This window comes from Streptomyces sp. 351MFTsu5.1, from assembly GCF_000383655.1.
Taxonomy (GTDB): domain Bacteria; phylum Actinomycetota; class Actinomycetes; order Streptomycetales; family Streptomycetaceae; genus Streptomyces; species Streptomyces griseorubiginosus.
In genome coordinates, this window is the sequence record NZ_KB911784.1 from 88,484 (window position 1) to 105,167 (window position 16,684).

Consider the following 16,684-nt stretch of genomic DNA (forward strand, 5'->3'; position numbering starts at 1 on the left):
AAAAAAAGGGGGCTCTCCGATGAGCGATGGCACCATCTCCAGCGGCTGGGACGTTCTGGACGCCTCGCACGAAGCGCTGCGCGCTGCGGTCCGGTCCGTCCCCGACGACGGCTGGCACCTGCCGACGCCCTGCGAGCGGTGGACCGTCACCCAGGTCTTCCAGCACGCCGTCGGCGACCAGATCGGCTTCGCCGCCGCGCTGACCGGCGAACCCGGCCCCGACTTCAACCCCTTCGAACCCTCGGGCGACCTGGCGGGCGCCGACCCGACGGCGCTCCTGGAGGACGCCCTGGCCCGCGCGGCCAAGGCGTGGGCGGGAGTCGACCGGGACGCCCCCGAGGTCCCCACACCGGTACCACCGCACAGCATGTCCCCGTGGTCCGGCTCCGCGGCCTGCGGGCTGGACGCGGCGGTCCACGCCTGGGACCTCGCCGCCGCGACCGGCCGGCCGTCCCCGCTCCCGCCCGAGCTGGCCCGCCCCCTCCTCAAGGTCGCCCTGGAGATCGTCGAACCCCTGCGTGCCTACGGCGCGTACGCCGCCGCCCTGCCCGCCGAGCAGGGCGACGACGCCACGGCCGTCCTCCTGCGCCACCTCGGCCGCGACCCCCGCTGGAGCGCCTCCTAGGCCGAGGACCCCCCGTACAGCGACTCGTACGACGGCCACACCCCGCCGGGCCCGTCCACGGACTCCGCCGCCCGGACGGCCCGCACGATCGCCCGGGTCACCATGTCCGCCCCCGCCGCGAGGACGTCGTTGAGCGCGAGCGGATCGCCCGTGTCCAACGTCCGCGCCCCCGTCGCCAGCGCGAACACGGTGTCCCCGTCGTGCAGCAGATGCACCGGCCGTACGGCGCGGGCGATCCCGTCGTGCGCCGTACCGGCCACCTTCTGCGCCTGCGCCTTGGACAGCTCCGCGTCGGTGGCCACCACCGCGAGCGTGGTGTTCAACGACGGCGGCGGCTGCCGAGCCGAGAGCTCCGCGAGCCGCCGGCGCGCTGCCTCGTGCACCCGCTCGTCCGGATACCGCACCCGTCCCTGGAACAACTCCCCGTACAACACCCCCGTCTCCGGATCCGCCACCGCGCCGACCGCGTTGACCACCACCAGCGCCGCCACGGTGATCCCCGACGGCAGCACGACAGCGGCCGTCCCCACCCCGCCCTTCATCCCTCCGGCCACGGCCCCCGTACCGGCCCCCACACACCCTTCCGGCACCGCCGAACCCGGCGCACCGGCCGCCGCGGCCTCGACGGCGGCCCGCCCGGTCGCCGCGTCCGGCCGCGCCCGGAAGTCCCCGCCCCGGCCCAGGTCGAAGACGCACGCGGCGGGCACGACCGGCACCACGTGCGAGGGATCCGGCCCGACCCGCACCCCGCGCCCCCGCTCCTCCAGCCAGGCCATCACCCCGGAGGCCGCGTCCAGCCCGTACGCGCTCCCGCCGGTCAGCACGACCGCCTCGACCTTCTGCACCACGTTGCGCGGATCGAGCGCGTCGGTCTCCTTGGTCCCGGGACCACCCCCGCGCACCTCCACCGCGGCCACCGCCCCGCCCTCCGGAGCGAGCACGACCGTGACCCCGGTGAGCCAGCCGTCCCCGGTACGCGTCGCGTGCCCGACCCGCACCCCGGCGACATCGGTCAGAGCGTCAACTGACATGGCGCAGCTCCGCGTCCGTCGCCGTCTCCCGGGCCGCCCTGCGCGAGGTGAGCGTCGTCCCGGTCACCACCGCCAGCCCCGCCACCACGCCCGCCGCGAGCACCGCACCCTCGCCCAGGAAGGTGCAGCAGATCACCAGCAACGCGGTGACCGGCAGCACCAGTTGCTGTGCGATGCCCACCTTGAAGAACCGGGAGTGCAGCAGCCACACGGTGAGCAGGTAGAGCGCCGTCGGCAGGGTCACCGCGGCCGACGCGGCGAGCGTCGAGATGTGCGCCTTGCCGACCGCCTGCTCCACGGCCACCTCCAGGCCCGCCCCGATCGCGGCGGCGGAGGCGAAGACCACGTAGTGGCCGTAACCCCACAGGAACGCCTGTCTGTTGGAGCGCAGACGGTCATGGATGGGCACCACGAAGTAGATCCACCAGGCGGCGAAGATGATCAGCAGCCCGCCCGCCGCGATCGGCAGGAGCTCCCCCAGCGCGTCGTGCTCGTCGATACCGGACTTCACGGCGACCGTGGCGGCGGCGATCGTCTCACCGAGCACGATGATCGTGAAGAGCCCGTAGCGTTCCGCGATGTGGTGCGGATGCCACGACGTCGGATGGTCCCGCTCGGCGAACGGCGGCACACACATCTCCAGCACCGCCATCACCAGGAAGACCCAGGGCCGCCCACCCTCGGGCAGCACCAGCAGTCCCAGCCAGCCGACCTGGCACAGCAGCACGCCGAACGCGTACCGCAGCGCCGTCGTCCGCTCCGCGCCCTCGCTCGACCACGCAACTCGCAGCCATTGCGTGATCAACGCCAGCCGCATGATCAGATAGCCCAGCCACACGGCCAGGAACTCGTGCTGCTCGAACGCCCTGGACACCCCGGCCGCCAGCACCAGGACACCGGCGATCTGCACCAGGGTGACGACCCGGTACAGCGCGTCGTCGTTGTCGTAGGCCGAGGCGAACCAGGTGAAGTTCATCCAGGCCCACCAGATGGCGAAGAAGACCATCGCGTAGTTGAGGATGCCCTCGCTGGCGTGCCCCTCGGCGACCGCGTGCACCAGGGCGACACCCGCCTGCGCGATGGCGACGACGAAGCACAGGTCGAAGAAGAGCTCCAGCGGCGACGCGACCCGGTGGGCCTCGTCCCGGCCGCGGGCGGTGAGTCTGCGCAGTGGACTGTGGGGCGGGCTGGACGTCATGGACCCAAGCACAGCAGATACCGACCGGAAACGCTCATGGATGGGGGTGTGGGCGTCGGGGTCACAGGCCCCACCGCCGATCCCCCGTACCCTGGACACATGACCTCCGCCCCCGCCCCCGAACCCGCCGAGCCGAAGCCCGGGCTCGTCTTCGACGATCCGCTGGACCAGCAGTCGTCGGACGACACCGACCGCGGCTGGGGCGACCGGCCGCGGTCCGACGGGGACAGCGCGGCCGACCTGAAGCGCTTCCTCGACGAGAAGCCGCCCCACCACATCTGAGCCCGCCGCTACGGCTCCCTGTGCCCCGAGCCCCGCTGCGCGACCAGCGCGTCGCGGATCTCCTTGAGGACCTCCAGCTCGGTCACCTCGATCACCTCGCGCGTGCCCTCCTTCGCCTTCCGGCGAGCCTCCACGCGGGCCAGGTACTTCGCCATCGGCAGCACCATCAGGAAGTAGACGACGGCCGCGGTGATCACGAAGCTGAGCGTGGCACCGAGCACCGAGCCCCACAGGATCGTGATGCCCTGCTGGCCCTCGCACGAGGTGCTCAGGCACGAGCTGTAGTGGTCGAGGTTCTTGGTCCCGATCGCCCCGACCAGCGGGTTGATGATCCCCTTCACCACCGAGTTCACGATGTTGGTGAAGGCGGCGCCGATGACCACCGCTACTGCCAGATCGACGACGTTTCCGCGCATCAGGAAGGCTTTGAAGCCCTCCCAGACGCTCGGCTTCTTCTCGCTCACCCGCAGGCCTCTTCTCGTACGTACAGCTTGTGGAACAAACAGCTCCGCAACCTACGTCAACCGGAGGCGACCCTGTCCAATTGGGTAGCTCGAAAGGGCGACTTGACACGAGTCGGCGCAACGGGCTGACCACGCGGCTCAACACAGTGTCACCGCCAGCCGTGCCGTGGCGCTCGCCCCGACGAGACGTGCCGCCGTGGAGCGCGGCACAGACAGCACCACCAGGGCCCCGCTGTCGCCCGCGCCCTCCAGCGCCTCCGGCACCTTCGACACGCGGGCACCCCGCGCGATCACTTGCGCGTCGCCACCCCCCGTCGCCGTCTCCTCCGCGGCGATCACGTCGACCCGGTCCCCGGGACGCAGCAGCCCCACCGTCGCCGCGTCGGCGATCCGCACCGGCGCCGAGACCGTCGTCACGGCTCGGTGCTCGCGCACGGGGGCGACCACCGGATGTCCGCGTGCCCCGTCGGCGTCCCGGGGGCCGGCGGCCACCAGCGCGGCCGCGGTGACGACCAGTCCGACGGCCACGGCACGTCGTCGGTGCCGTACGAGCTGCCGCAGCTGATACCGCCCGCCGCGCACCCGCACCGGCGCGAAGTGGGGTACCTCGCAGGTCGGCGGGGTGTCGGTGCCGGGCGGGTGCGCGGCGAGAGGGGAAGGAGAGGGGTACGGAGCGAAGGGCATGGGGACCACCACCAACGAGGAGAGATCGGCTTGCGGTCCCACGATGAGGCTTTGCGCCGGATCCCGTCGGGGCCGGTGGACAGTCCACCGGTTGTGGACAACTCCCTCACCCGAACGAGGAACTCCATCGCAACCCCGGGGTCCGCTACGGCAGTTCGAACCCCGGATCCATCCCACCCAGCGCGTTCGCGCACAGGCAGTCCCGCTCGTCCCCGGCCGGCAGCGCCGCCACCGCGTCGAAGAGCACGCCCCGCAGCCGGTCCACGTTCGCCGCGAACACCTGCAGCACCTCGTCGTGGGAGACGCCCTCACCGGTCTCGGCGCCCGCGTCGAGGTCGGTGACCAGGGTCAACGACGTGTAGCAGAGCTCCAGTTCACGGGCGAGGGAGGCCTCCGGGTGGCCGGTCATCCCCACCACCGACCAGCCCTGCGCCTGGTGCCACAGCGACTCGGCGCGGGTGGAGAACCGCGGCCCCTCGATCACCACGAGCGTGCCGCCGTCCACCGCCTCCCAGTCCCGCCCGCGAGCCGCCTTCAGCGCGGCCGCCCGCCCGGCGGGGCAGTACGGGTCGGCCAGGGACACGTGGACCACGTTGGGCACCCCGCCGCCCGGCAGCGGCAGTCCGTCGAAGTAGGTGCCCGCCCGGGACTTCGTGCGGTCGACCAGCTGGTCCGGCACCAGCAGCGTGCCCGGACCGTACTCGGGGCGCAGTCCGCCCACCGCGCAGGGGCCGAGGATCTGCCGTGCCCCCACCGACCGGAGTGCCCACAGGTTGGCCCGGTAGTTGATCCGGTGCGGCGGCAGATGGTGGCCGCGTCCGTGCCGGGGCAGGAAGGCGACCCGCCGGCCGGCGACCTCGCCGAGGAAGAGGGAGTCGCTGGGCGGACCGTAGGGGGTGTCCACCTGGACCTCGGTCACGTCCTCGAGGAACGAGTAGAAGCCGGAGCCGCCGATTACGCCGATCTCTGCGTTCGCCATGCCCGCACAGTATCCGGCCCCGAAAACCCGCGCGGCGAGGGGCTCAGGTAACGCCGAGGACCCTGTCGTCGTGCGACGACAGGGTCCTGGACGTGCGATCTATGCGGCGGAGCTGCTGCTCGACGAGGTGCCCGTGCTCGACGACTTCGAGTCCGAGGAGGACGAAGAGGTCGACGACGAGGAGTCGGACGAGTTCGAGGAGCTGGACGTCGACGACTTCGAGGACGACGCCGGGGAGCTGCTCGACGAGGAGCCGCGGCTGTCGTTGCGGTAGAAGCCGGAGCCCTTGAAGACGATGCCGACCGCGGAGAACACCTTCTTGAGGCGACCATGGCAGTTGGGGCATTCGGTCAGAGCGTCGTCGGTGAACTTCTGCACCGCCTCGAGGCCCTCGCCGCACTCGGTGCACTGGTACTGGTAGGTCGGCACTTGTCTTCCTCCTGGCACTCTCACTCAATGAGTGCTAACGAGGGTCCATAGTGACGTATTCCCGGGGATCAGTCCACTGCCACCGGCACTCGGTGACCCACGCCACGTGCGACGGTACGGCCGCGGGGCCGCCCGACCAGGTGGGAGCGCAGCGCCAGCAGGGTCGCCAGGGCGAGCAGGGTGCCGGCCATCGGCACCAGGAACCCGGCGCCGCCCCAGAAGCGGTCCTCCAGCTGTCCGGCGATCGTGACCGCGGCCGCCTGGCCGAGGGCCACCGCTCCGGTGAGCCAGGTGAAGGCCTCGGTGCGGGCGCCGGCCGGGACCAGGCTCTCGACCAGGGTGTAGCCGGTGATCAGGGCGGGCGCGATGCACATGCCGACCAGAAGGCCGAGGCCCGCGAGCACGAGCACGGAGTGCGCCGCCCACAGGCCGGAGGCCGTCAGTGCGAGGGCGCCGTATCCGATGACGAGGCGCTGCCGCGGGGCCACCTTCCAGGCGATGGCGCCGCAGACCAGGCCGGAGAGCATGTTGCCGGCAGCGAAGACGCCGTACAGGACGCCGTTCAGGCCGGGCTCGCCGATCGACTCGCTGAACGCGGCGAGCGAGACCTGCATGCCGCCGAAGACGGATCCGATGCCGAGGAAGGCCACGATCAGGACCCGCACACCGGGCACGCGCAGAGCCGAGGCGTGCTCCACGCGCGCGTGCTCGCCGAGCACGACCGTCGGCTGGGTGCTCTTCTGTGCGGCGAACAGCAGTCCGCCGAGCAGCGTCAGGGTCGCTTCCGTCAGCAGGCCCGCGGCGGGGTGGACGGCCGTGCACAGGGCGGTGGCCAGCAGCGGGCCGAAGACGAAGGTCAGCTCGTCCGTGACGGACTCGAAGGCCGCCGCCGTCGTCATCAGGGGCGAGTCCTGGAGCTTCACGCCCCAGCGGGCGCGCACCATGGGCCCGATCTGCGGCACCGAGGCGCCGGTGGGCACGGCCGCCGCGAACAGCGCCCACAGGGGGGCGTGGGAGAGGGCGAGCGCGGTCAGGGACAGGCCGGCCAGGGTGTGCACCAGAACACCGGGGACGAGCACGGCGCGCTGTCCGTAGCGGTCCGCGAGACGGCCGCTCCAGGGCGCGAAGAGCGCCATGGAGACGCCGGTGACGGCCGCGACGGCGCCCGCCGCGCCGTAGGAGCCGGTGGTGTGCTGCACGAGCAGCACCAGGGAGAGGGTGAGCATCGCGAACGGCTGGCGCGCCGCGAAGCCGGGGAGCAGGAACGTCCAGGCGCCGCGGGTGCGCAGCAGCTGCCCGTATCCCGGGCGGGAGGAGGTGACCGTGGATGCCACGGCCCGTGCCTTTCTGCCGCCTGGTAGCGCCGCTCCCGTCAGGGGCGGCACCGAGAGCTGTCCTCTTGCGCGGACTGCGGTAGATGCCGAAGACCACGCCACGAGGGACGTCCCGGCCGCCATACGGTCGCGCCAGCTCTGCGTCAGGCAGAGTTGGTTCGATCAGGGGTGCGCCCCCATCGTACAGGGGGCACGAAACACGGCCTTAACCTGAGCCGCCGCTGCCACCGCCGCCACCGCCCCTGCCGTCAGCCCTGCCGCTGCCGCTGCCGCTGCCCGTGCCCAGCCAGTCGGCCAGCTTGCCGCCGCGGCCCACCGCGCGGAGCCGTCGTTCGGCGGCGTCGCGGACCGGGTCGGTGGTGACGACGAGCAGTTCGTCCCCGCGCCGCAGCACGGTCGTGGGCAGCGGAACGAACGATTTTGCGTCGCGGACGACCAGGGTGACGGCGGCTCCGGCCGGCAGCCGCAGCTCGTGGACCTCGACGCCGTGCATCCGCGACCCCTCGGGGATCGCGACGGACAGCAGGTGTCCGCGCAGCCGCTCCAGGGGCGCCGACTCGATGCCGAGGTCGGCAGCCTCCGGGTCGCCGCCGAGGCGCAGCTTGCGGGCCAGCCAGGGCAGTGTCGGGCCCTGCACGAGGGTGTATACGACGACCAGGACGAAGACGATGTTGAAGACGCGCCGGCTGCCCTCGACGCCGTTCACCATGGGGATCGTCGCCAGGATGATGGGCACGGCGCCGCGCAGCCCGGCCCAGGACATGAGGGTCTGCTCCTGCCAGGGCACCCGGAACGGCGTCAGGCACAGCACCACGCTCAGAGGCCGCGCGACCATGGTCAGCACCAAACCGATGACGAGCCCGGGCAGGACGTCGTCGCCCAGCTCGTGCGGGGTGACCAGCAGGCCGAGCAGGACGAACATGCCGATCTGGGCGATCCAGCCGAGGCCGTCGGCGAACCCGCGGGTGGCGGGCCAGTGCGGCAGCTTGGCGTTGCCCATCGCCATGGAGGCGAGATAGACGGCGAGGAAGCCGCTGCCGTGCGCCAGCGCGCCCGCCGCGTAGGCGGTGACGGCGATCGCCATGACCGCGATCGGGTAGAGGCCGGAGGCGGGCAGGGCGACGTGCCTGAGGCCCCAGGAGCCGAGCCAGCCCACCGCGATGCCGACGGCGGCTCCGATGGCCAGTTCGAGGGTTATCTCGCCGATCAGCCGGTACCAGTGCTCGACCGGACCGGCCTGGGAGAAGGCGACGACCAGGATGACCACGGGGGCGTCGTTGAAGCCGGACTCGGCCTCCAGGGTGCCCGTTATGCGCGCGGGAAGGGGGATCTTGCGCAGCACCGAGAACACCGCCGCCGCGTCCGTCGAGGAGACGACGGCCCCGATGATGAGCGCCTGCCGCCACTCCAGCCCGATCAGGTAGTGCGCGGCGGACGCCGTGACCCCGACGCTCACCGCGACCCCGGCCAGTGCCAGCGCGGTCGCCGCGGGCAGGGCCGGCTTGATCTCCTTCCACTTCGTGCCGAGGCCGCCCTCGGCCAGGATCACGACCAGGGCCGCGTACCCGATGACCTGGGTCAGTTCGGCGTTGTCGAAGTGGATGTCGCCGATGCCGTCCTGACCCATGGCGATGCCGATCCCCAGGTACACGAGCAGGCTGGGGAGCCCGCTGCGCGAGGAGATCCGGACCGCTGCCACGGCGACGAGCAGGACGAGCGAGCAGACGAGCAGGAGCTGGTTGAGGTGGTGGACAGTCAGCGGCCGTTCCCTTCCCTGGCTCACCCGCATCACGCGCGCGTGAGCTCACGTACATAGGACACGAAGTGGTGGGACTCCGCATCCAAGTACTTCGTTACCTTACCTAACTCTTGACGATTTCTTGACGCTCGGCGAGGCAAGATCGAACGCTCGTCCGCGTTGGTTCCCGACTCCGCGTCAAGTGCCCTCAGGCGCTGCGCCTATGGTTGCTCCAGCGCGCAGAGCCTGCGTCACACAGGCTCTGAGTCGAATGCACCAGCCCGCCCTGCCGCTCGCGTTAGGACAGCAAGGACAGCGATGCCCCCCACCACCACCGCCTCCTCGGGTCAGCAGCCCGGCAAGTCCGGCAGGAAGAAGGGGCGCAGAGCCCGTCTGATCGTGCTGGTCCTCGTCCTGGCCCTCGTCGGCGCTGTCGCGTACGGCGGCTACTGGTCGGTGAGCACCGTGCGCGCGTCGTTCCCGCAGACCAAGGGCTCCGTCGAGCTCCAGGGCCTGTCGGGCCCGGTCGACGTGAAACGCGACAGTTACGGCATCCCGCAGATCTACGCCTCCTCCGACGAGGACCTGTTCATGGCGCAGGGCTACGTCCAGGCGCAGGACCGGTTCTACGAGATGGACGTACGCCGGCACCTGACCGCCGGGCGGCTGTCGGAGATGTTCGGCAAGGGGCTGGTCGACAGCGACGAGACCCTGCGCACCATGGGCTGGGACCGGGTGGCGAAGAAGGAGTACGACACCAAGCTGTCGGCCTCCACCAAGAAGTACCTCCAGGCCTACTCCAAGGGAGTCAACGCCTACCTCCAGGGCAAGAGCGGCAAGCAGATCTCCCTGGAGTACGCGGCTCTCGGCTTCGTCAACGACTACAAGCCCGAGCAGTGGACCCCGGTCGACTCCGTCTCGTGGCTGAAGGCGATGGCCTGGGACCTGCGCGGCAACGTCAAGGACGAGATCGACCGCGCCCTGATGACCAGCCGCCTCGGCCCGAAGCAGATCGCCGACCTGTACCCGGAGTACCCGTACAACCGGAACAAGGCGATCGTCCAGGAGGGCCAGTACGACGAGCTCACCGGGACGTTCGAGCAGAACGGCAGCTCCAAGGACAACGGCCTGTCGGGCTCCGGCAGCTCCACGAGCGGCTCCGGGACGTCCACCGGAGGCACGGGGACCTCCACGGGCGGCACGGGGACGTCCACGGGCGGCACCACCGGCACGTCGTCCTCCGCAGGCTCCGGGACGGCCGCCTCGGCCCTCCAGAGCCAGCTGTCGGGCCTCTCCGAGGTCCTGGACGACGTCCCGACGGCCGTCGGCGTGAACGGACAGGGCATCGGCTCCAACTCCTGGGTCGTGGCGGGCGAGCACACCATCACCGGGCACCCGCTGCTGGCCAACGACCCGCACCTGACGGCCTCCCTGCCGTCCGTCTGGTACCAGATGGGCCTGCACTGCCGGAGCCTGTCCAGCAAGTGCCAGTACGACGTCACCGGCTACACCTTCGCGGGCATGCCCGGCGTGGTCATCGGCCACAACGGGAAGATCGCCTGGGGCATGACCAACTCGGGCGTCGACGTCACCGACCTCTACCTGGAGAAGCTCTCCGGGGACGGCTACCTGTACGACGGCAAGACGGTTCCCTTCACCACGCGTGAGGAGACCATCAAGGTCGCCGGCGGCGCCTCCAAGAAGATCGTCGTCCGGGAGACCAACAACGGCCCCCTGCTGTCCGACCGCTCCGACGAGCTGGTGAACGTCGGCAAGAAGGCCACCGTCGACAACGCGGCCCCCGACCGGGGCGACGGCTACGGCGTCGCCCTGCGCTGGACCGCGCTGGACCCGGGCACCACCATGGACGCCGTCTTCGCGATGGACAGGGCGTCGGACTGGAGCGACTTCCGCGCGGCGGCGGCCCTGTTCGACGTCCCGTCCCAGAACCTCGTCTACGCCGACGCCACCAACATCGGCTACACCCTGCCGGGCCGCATCCCGATCCGCGCCAAGGGCGACGACGGCTCCCTCCCGGCGCCCGGCTGGGACCCGAAGTACCGCTGGACCGGCAAGTACATCCAGCAGGACGAGCTGCCCTACGAGTACAACCCGTCGCGCGGCTACATCGTGACCGCCAACCAGGCCGTGGTCGACAAGGACAAGTACCCCTACACGCTCACCACCGACTGGGGCTACGGCACCCGCAGCCAGCGCATCACCGACCTGATCGAGCAGAAGATCAAGGGCGGCGGCAAGATCTCCACCGACGACATGCGGCAGATGCAGCTCGACAACAGCAGCGAGATCGCCAAGCTGCTGGTGCCCAAGCTGCTGAAGATCGACATGGACGACAAGGACGTCCGCCAGGCGCAGGAGCTGCTGGAGGGCTGGGACTACACCCAGGACGCCGACTCGGCGGCGGCCGCCTACTTCAACGCGGTCTGGCGCAACATCCTCAAGCTCGCCTTCGGCAACAAGCTGCCCAAGGAGCTGCGGGTCAAGGGCCAGTGCCTGTGGGTCGACCCGGTCAACACCACCGGCCCCGCCGACGAGACCGACAAGACCCGCGAGTGCGGGCAGCGCGACGCAGACGAGGCGCAGCCGGACGGCGGCGACCGCTGGTTCGAGGTCGTGCGCAACCTCATGAACGACCAGAACAGCGACTGGTGGAAGACCCCGAAGGGCGTCGGCGACCGGCCCGCGGCCACCAACCGCGACGAACTGTTCAAGCGCGCCATGATCGACGCCCGCTGGGAGCTGACCGCCAAGCTCGGCAAGGACATCGACACCTGGAGCTGGGGCCGGCTGCACCGCCTGTTCCTGAAGAACCAGACCCTGGGCACCCAGGGCCCCGACATCGTCAAGTACCTGCTCAACCGGGGCCCCTGGAAGCTCAGCGGCGGCGAGGCCACGGTCAACGCCACCGGCTGGAACGCCGCGGGCGGCTACGGCGTCGTCTGGGTGCCGTCGATGCGCATGGTGGTCAACCTCGGCGACCTCGACAAGTCGAAGTGGATCAACCTCACCGGGGCCTCCGGGCACGCCTACAGCGCGCACTACACCGACCAGACCGGCAAGTGGGCCAAGGGCGAGCTGCTGGACTGGTCCTTCTCGGACGAGGCTGTCGACAAGAGCACGAGCGACACCCTGGTCCTGAAGCCGTAGGGACCGCCGCGGGACCGAAGCAGGGGCCCCTCCACGCACGCGCGTGGAGGGGCCCTTCCTCATGCCGGGCCGGGGAAGCGACGCACGCCCGACGGCGTCACCACCACGTGCACCGGCCGGTCGTGTGCCTCCGCCGGGACCTCGGCGACGACCTCGGTGTCGTACAGCAGCACCACCAGCGCCGGTCGTGCGCCCGCGCGCTCCAGGCGCGCGAGCACCCGGTCGTACGACCCCCCGCCGCGCCCCAGTCGCATCCCGCGCCCGTCCACCGCGAGGCCGGGCAGCAGCACCACGTCGGCGCCGGTCACGGCGTCCGGGCCCAGACGTTCGCCGGCGGGCTCGAAGAGGGCCATCTTTCCGCCGTGCTGGACCCGCGCGACGGAGCCCTCGCCGGTGTAGGCGCCCCAGTCCAGATCGTTGTCCGGCAGCAGGGCGGGCAGCAGGACCCGCACGCCCCGCTCGCGCAGCGCGTCCAGGAGCGCGAGGGTGCCGGGTTCGCTCCCGACGGAGACGTACGCCGCGACCGTGCGCGCATCCGCCAGCTCGGGCAGGCCGAGGGCCCGGCCGGCCAGCGCGGAGGCCGCTTCCCGCACGTCATCGGCCGTCAACCTGCTCCTCACCGCCAGGTATTCTCGCCGCAACCCTCGCTTGTCAGGCTTGGTGGGACGTCCGATGTGGCTCAAAGTCTGCACCCGTACCCTTCCAATACGCTCATATAAGAGCTTATTAACCGGAGCCTCATATTCCAGGCAAAGGCACCGGATAGGGTTGCGGCCATGACTCTGTCGCACCCTCGGATCAGCAAGGCTGTCATCCCGGCAGCCGGGCTCGGCACCCGCTTCCTGCCGGCAACCAAGGCCACTCCCAAGGAGATGCTGCCGGTCGTCGACAAGCCGGCGATCCAGTACGTGGTCGAGGAGGCCGTCTCGGCGGGCCTCGACGATGTCCTCATGATCACGGGACGCAACAAGCGGCCCCTGGAGGACCACTTCGACCGCAACTACGAGCTCGAGTCCGCCCTCCAGAAGAAGGGCGACGCCGGCCGGCTCGCCAAGGTCCAGGAGTCCAGCGACCTCGCCACCATGCACTACGTCCGCCAGGGCGACCCCCGCGGCCTCGGCCACGCCGTCCTGTGCGCTGCGCCCCACGTGGGCCAGGAGCCCTTCGCGGTCCTCCTCGGCGACGACCTGATCGACGCCCGTGACGCCCTGCTCCAGCGGATGATCGAGGTGCAGGAGCAGCACGGCGGCAGCGTCATCGCGCTCATGGAGGTCGCCCCCGAGCAGATCCACCTCTACGGCTGTGCCGTCGTGGCCGAGACCGAGGACAGCGACGTCGTCAAGGTCGGCGGTCTCGTCGAGAAGCCGGACGCGGCCGACGCCCCCTCGAACTACGCGGTCATCGGCCGCTACGTCCTCGACCCGCACATCTTCGAGATACTCCGCAAGACCGAGCCCGGCCGCGGCGGCGAGATCCAGCTCACCGACGCCCTCCAGCAGCTCGCCCAGGACGAGACCGTCGGCGGCCCGGTGCACGGCGTGGTCTTCAAGGGCCGCCGCTATGACACCGGTGACCGCGGCGACTACCTGCGTGCCATTGTCAGACTCGCGTGCGAACGTGAAGACCTGGGCCCGGAGTTCCGGACCTGGCTTCGCAGCTTCGTAGCCGAGGAGATGTAGGGATTTGAGCAGCGCCGCGCCCCGCCCGGCCGACCAGGACGACCTCTGGTCGGTGGACGAACACCTGGAGGACATCCTCGCGACCGTCCGCCCCCTCGAACCCATCGAGCTGCAACTGCTCGACGCCCAGGGCTGCGTCCTGGTCGAGGACGTCACGGTCCCGGTGTCCCTCCCGCCGTTCGACAACAGCTCCATGGACGGGTACGCGGTACGGGTCGCGGACGTGGCGGGCGCGAGCGAGGAGTTCCCGGCCGTCCTCGACGTCGTCGGGGACGTCGCGGCGGGCCAGGCCGTCGACCTGCTCCACGTCGGCCCCGGCCAGGCCGCCCGCATCATGACCGGCGCCCCGCTGCCGCCCGGCGCCGAGACCGTCGTCCCCGTCGAGTGGACCGACGGCGGCCTCGGCGAGGGCCCGGTCACCGGGATGCGCGCCCGCAGCCTCGCCCCCGAGGGCGCCGAGGGGCATGTGCACGTGTACCGGTCCGCGGAGGCCCGCGCGCACGTACGCGCCCAGGGCAGCGACGTCCGGGCCGGTGACCGCGCCCTGGACGCCGGCACGGTCCTCGGCCCGCCCCAGATCGCCCTGCTCGCCGCCATCGGCCGCGGCACCGTCCGGGTACGCCCGCGCCCGCGCGTGGTCGTCATGTCCACCGGCAGCGAACTCGTCCAGCCCGACGAGAGCCTCGGCACCGGCCAGATCTACGACTCCAACAGCTTCGCCCTCACCGCGGCCGCCCGGGACGCCGGCGCCATCGCCTACCGGGTGGGCGCCGTCGCCGACGACGCCGAGACCCTGCGCTCCACCATCGAGGACCAGCTCGTCCGCGCCGACCTCATGGTCACCACGGGCGGCGTGAGCGTCGGGGCCTACGACGTCGTCAAGGAGGCGCTGACCTCCGTGGGCGACGAGGACGAACCGGGCAGCGGCGTCGACTTCCGCAAGCTCGCCATGCAGCCCGGCAAGCCCCAGGGCTTCGGCACCATCGGCCCCGACCACACCCCGCTGCTCGCCCTGCCCGGCAACCCGGTGTCGTCGTACGTCTCCTTCGAGCTGTTCGTCCGCCCCGCGATCCGCGCCCTCATGGGCCTCGACGACCTCCACCGCCCGCGCACCCGGGCCACCCTGACCGCGGGCAAGGCGCTGAGCTCGCCCAAGGGACGCCGGCAGTTCCTGCGCGGTGCGTACGCCGACGGCACGGTCGCCCCGGTCGGCGGTGCCGGGTCCCACCTGGTGGCCGCCCTCGCCCAGGCGGACGCGCTGATCGTCGTACCGGAGGACGCCGAGTCCGTGGAGCCCGGCACCGAGGTCGAAGTGGTCCTGCTCGGCTGAGCACCCCGGGTTGGCGGTACCGTGTCGCGCACAACAGGCCGGACCGGGAGCGCCGCACAACCATGAGTACGCAGGACCGACTGACGCACATCGACGAAGCGGGAGCCGCCCGCATGGTCGACGTATCCGGCAAGGACGTCACCGCGCGCACCGCGCGCGCGAGCGGGCGCGTCCTCGTCTCGCCCCGGGTGATCGAGCTGCTGCGCGGCGAGGGCGTCCCCAAGGGCGACGCGCTGGCCACCGCGCGGATCGCGGGGATCATGGGCGCCAAACGCACCCCGGACCTCATTCCGCTGTGCCACCCGTTGTCGGTGTCGGGTGTGAAACTGGATCTGTCGGTCGCGGACGACGCCGTGGAGATCCTCGCCACCGTGAAGACCACGGACCGTACGGGTGTCGAGATGGAGGCCCTCACCGCGGTCTCCGTCGCCGCGCTCACCGTGATCGACATGGTCAAGGCGGTCGACAAGGGAGCGGTCATCACGGACGTGCGGGTGGAGGAGAAGACGGGCGGCAAGTCGGGCGACTGGAGCCGGTCATGACGTACCGCGCTCTCGTGGTCACCGCCTCCAACCGGGCCGCCGCCGGTGTCTACGAGGACAAGGGCGGCCCGCTGATCGCCGACGGCCTCAAGCGGTTCGGCTTCGCGGTCGACGGCCCGCAGGTCGTCCCCGACGGCGACCCCGTGGAGGCCGCCCTGCGCGCGGGCGTCGAAGCGGGCTACGACGTCGTCGTCACCACCGGCGGCACCGGAATCTCGCCCACCGACCGCACCCCCGAGGCGACCCGCGCGGTGATCGCGTACGAGGTGCCCGGCATCGCGGAGGCCATCCGGGCCTTCGGACGGGACAAGGTGCCCACCGCCGCGCTCTCCCGGGGCCTGGCCGGAGTGGCGGCCGGCACCCTGATCGTCAATCTGCCGGGCTCCAGCGGCGGGGTGAAGGACGGGCTGGCCGTCCTGGAGCCCCTGTTGAAGCACGCCGTCGACCAGATCCGCGGCGGCGACCACGTCAGACCCGGCGCCGGCGAGGGGGGTGCGAGCTGAACAGCCCGTCATGGCCCGTCGTACTGGCGGACGGCGATGTCGTCCTGAGGCCGATAAGGATGCGCGACCAACGCCTCTGGCGTGAGGTCAACCGGCGCAACCGGGACTGGCTGCGCCCCTGGGAGGCGACAATTCCGCCGCCCACCCCGAGCGGGCCGATCGCCCACCGGCCGACGTACCGGCAGATGGTCCGCCACCTCAGGTCCGAGGCGAACGCCGGCCGGATGCTGCCGTTCGTCATCGAGTACCGGGGACAGCTGGTCGGGCAGCTGACGGTCGCCGGGATCACCTGGGGCTCGATGTGCTCGGGGCACGTCGGTTACTGGGTGGACCAGTCGGTCGCCGGGCGCGGGGTGATGCCGACCGCCGTGGCGCTGGTCGTGGACCACTGTTTCCGCACCGTCGGTCTGCACCGCATCGAGGTCTGCATTCGCCCGGAGAACGGACCGAGCCGACGGGTCGTGGAGAAACTCGGATTCCGCGAGGAAGGGCTCCGTCCGCGCTATCTCCACATCGACGGGGCCTGGCGGGACCATCTCGTGTTCGCGCTCACCGCGGAAGAGGTGCCGGACGGACTGCTCAGACGCTGGCAGCGGGCCCGCGCCGCCAAGCAGGTTCCGGATACAGGTCCCGGAAATTGAATAAGTGTTCGAAAATGATCGGTGCATGACCGTCTCGGGGCATTGAATTCACGGCTG

The 16,684-nt window shown here is 71.2% G+C and carries 17 protein-coding genes; 8 read left to right on the forward strand and 9 right to left on the reverse strand.

The features are described 5' to 3' along the window. Positions 1-19 precede the first annotated feature (19 nt). Positions 20-625 carry a TIGR03086 family metal-binding protein gene (locus tag H295_RS0123240; protein ID WP_020137756.1) on the forward strand — a complete coding sequence of 202 codons (606 nt, stop codon included), beginning with the start codon at positions 20-22 and terminating at the stop codon, positions 623-625. On the opposite strand, the gene H295_RS0123245 is transcribed toward H295_RS0123240, so the two are convergent. Together H295_RS0123245 and H295_RS0123250 are read right to left on the reverse strand one after the other, a co-directional pair. Then, positions 622-1,656, reverse strand: a complete 1,035-nt coding sequence (locus H295_RS0123245) for a P1 family peptidase (RefSeq protein ID WP_020137757.1) — start codon at positions 1,654-1,656, stop codon at positions 622-624. The two genes, H295_RS0123240 and H295_RS0123245, sit on opposite strands and share 4 nt — an antisense overlap. Then, complete coding sequence (locus H295_RS0123250; RefSeq protein WP_020137758.1) at positions 1,646-2,854, reverse strand: low temperature requirement protein A; 1,209 nt, start codon at positions 2,852-2,854, stop codon at positions 1,646-1,648. Before H295_RS0123250 ends, H295_RS0123245 begins: the two co-directional genes overlap by 11 nt. A gap of 99 nt (positions 2,855-2,953) precedes the next feature. On the opposite strand from H295_RS0123250, the gene H295_RS0123255 reads away from it, so the two are divergent. Continuing rightward, the gene (locus tag H295_RS0123255) at positions 2,954-3,136 is read left to right on the forward strand and encodes a hypothetical protein (RefSeq protein ID WP_020137759.1); all 183 of its coding nucleotides are present in this window, start codon (positions 2,954-2,956) and stop codon (positions 3,134-3,136) included. Positions 3,137-3,144: 8 nt separating this feature from the next. On the opposite strand, the gene mscL is transcribed toward H295_RS0123255, so the two are convergent. The 6 genes from mscL to H295_RS0123285 all read right to left on the reverse strand — a co-directional run bounded on the left by mscL (position 3,145) and on the right by H295_RS0123285 (position 8,815). Next, a complete protein-coding gene (gene mscL, locus H295_RS0123260) occupies positions 3,145-3,600 on the reverse strand; it encodes a large conductance mechanosensitive channel protein MscL (protein WP_020137760.1) in 456 nt (151 codons plus the stop codon). Between the two features lie 138 nt (positions 3,601-3,738). After that, on the reverse strand, positions 3,739-4,284 hold the full coding sequence (locus tag H295_RS0123265; RefSeq protein WP_020137761.1) for a hypothetical protein: 546 nt from the start codon (positions 4,282-4,284) through the stop codon (positions 3,739-3,741). Between the two features lie 145 nt (positions 4,285-4,429). Further along, on the reverse strand, positions 4,430-5,263 hold the full coding sequence (locus H295_RS0123270; RefSeq protein WP_020137762.1) for an S-methyl-5'-thioadenosine phosphorylase: 834 nt from the start codon (positions 5,261-5,263) through the stop codon (positions 4,430-4,432). Positions 5,264-5,362: 99 nt separating this feature from the next. Beyond that, positions 5,363-5,692, reverse strand: a complete 330-nt coding sequence (locus H295_RS45615) for an FmdB family zinc ribbon protein (protein ID WP_078616731.1) — start codon at positions 5,690-5,692, stop codon at positions 5,363-5,365. Between the two features lie 68 nt (positions 5,693-5,760). Then, positions 5,761-7,026 carry an MFS transporter gene (locus H295_RS0123280; protein WP_020137764.1) on the reverse strand — a complete coding sequence of 422 codons (1,266 nt, stop codon included), beginning with the start codon at positions 7,024-7,026 and terminating at the stop codon, positions 5,761-5,763. A 205-nt stretch (positions 7,027-7,231) separates the two neighbouring features. After that, positions 7,232-8,815: a potassium/proton antiporter gene (locus H295_RS0123285; RefSeq protein WP_020137765.1), complete on the reverse strand. Its 1,584-nt coding sequence runs from the start codon at positions 8,813-8,815 to the stop codon at positions 7,232-7,234. 267 nt (positions 8,816-9,082) lie between these two features. Here H295_RS0123285 and H295_RS0123290 point away from each other — a divergent pair, with 267 nt between their 5' ends. After that, entirely contained in the window at positions 9,083-11,932 is a 2,850-nt protein-coding gene (locus tag H295_RS0123290) for a penicillin acylase family protein (RefSeq protein ID WP_020137766.1), read from the forward strand. Between the two features lie 59 nt (positions 11,933-11,991). Here H295_RS0123290 and H295_RS0123295 read toward each other — a convergent pair whose 3' ends face one another. Continuing rightward, positions 11,992-12,615 (reverse strand): 5-formyltetrahydrofolate cyclo-ligase, encoded by a 624-nt coding sequence (locus tag H295_RS0123295; protein WP_078616732.1) that lies wholly within the window; start codon positions 12,613-12,615, stop codon positions 11,992-11,994. A 93-nt stretch (positions 12,616-12,708) separates the two neighbouring features. Between H295_RS0123295 and galU the strand changes: the two genes are divergently transcribed. The 5 genes from galU (at position 12,709) to H295_RS0123320 (ending at position 16,627) form a co-directional block, all read left to right on the forward strand. Further along, a complete protein-coding gene (gene galU, locus H295_RS0123300) occupies positions 12,709-13,611 on the forward strand; it encodes a UTP--glucose-1-phosphate uridylyltransferase GalU (protein WP_020137768.1) in 903 nt (300 codons plus the stop codon). 4 nt (positions 13,612-13,615) lie between these two features. Beyond that, complete coding sequence (gene glp, locus H295_RS0123305) at positions 13,616-14,941, forward strand: gephyrin-like molybdotransferase Glp (RefSeq protein WP_020137769.1); 1,326 nt, start codon at positions 13,616-13,618, stop codon at positions 14,939-14,941. A 62-nt stretch (positions 14,942-15,003) separates the two neighbouring features. Beyond that, positions 15,004-15,483: a cyclic pyranopterin monophosphate synthase MoaC gene (moaC, locus tag H295_RS0123310; protein WP_020137770.1), complete on the forward strand. Its 480-nt coding sequence runs from the start codon at positions 15,004-15,006 to the stop codon at positions 15,481-15,483. Continuing rightward, on the forward strand, positions 15,480-15,986 hold the full coding sequence (locus H295_RS0123315; protein ID WP_020137771.1) for a MogA/MoaB family molybdenum cofactor biosynthesis protein: 507 nt from the start codon (positions 15,480-15,482) through the stop codon (positions 15,984-15,986). The genes moaC and H295_RS0123315 overlap by 4 nt, the downstream gene beginning before the upstream one ends. A gap of 59 nt (positions 15,987-16,045) precedes the next feature. Further along, positions 16,046-16,627, forward strand: a complete 582-nt coding sequence (locus H295_RS0123320; RefSeq protein ID WP_020137772.1) for a GNAT family N-acetyltransferase — start codon at positions 16,046-16,048, stop codon at positions 16,625-16,627. Positions 16,628-16,684: the final 57 nt, after the last annotated feature.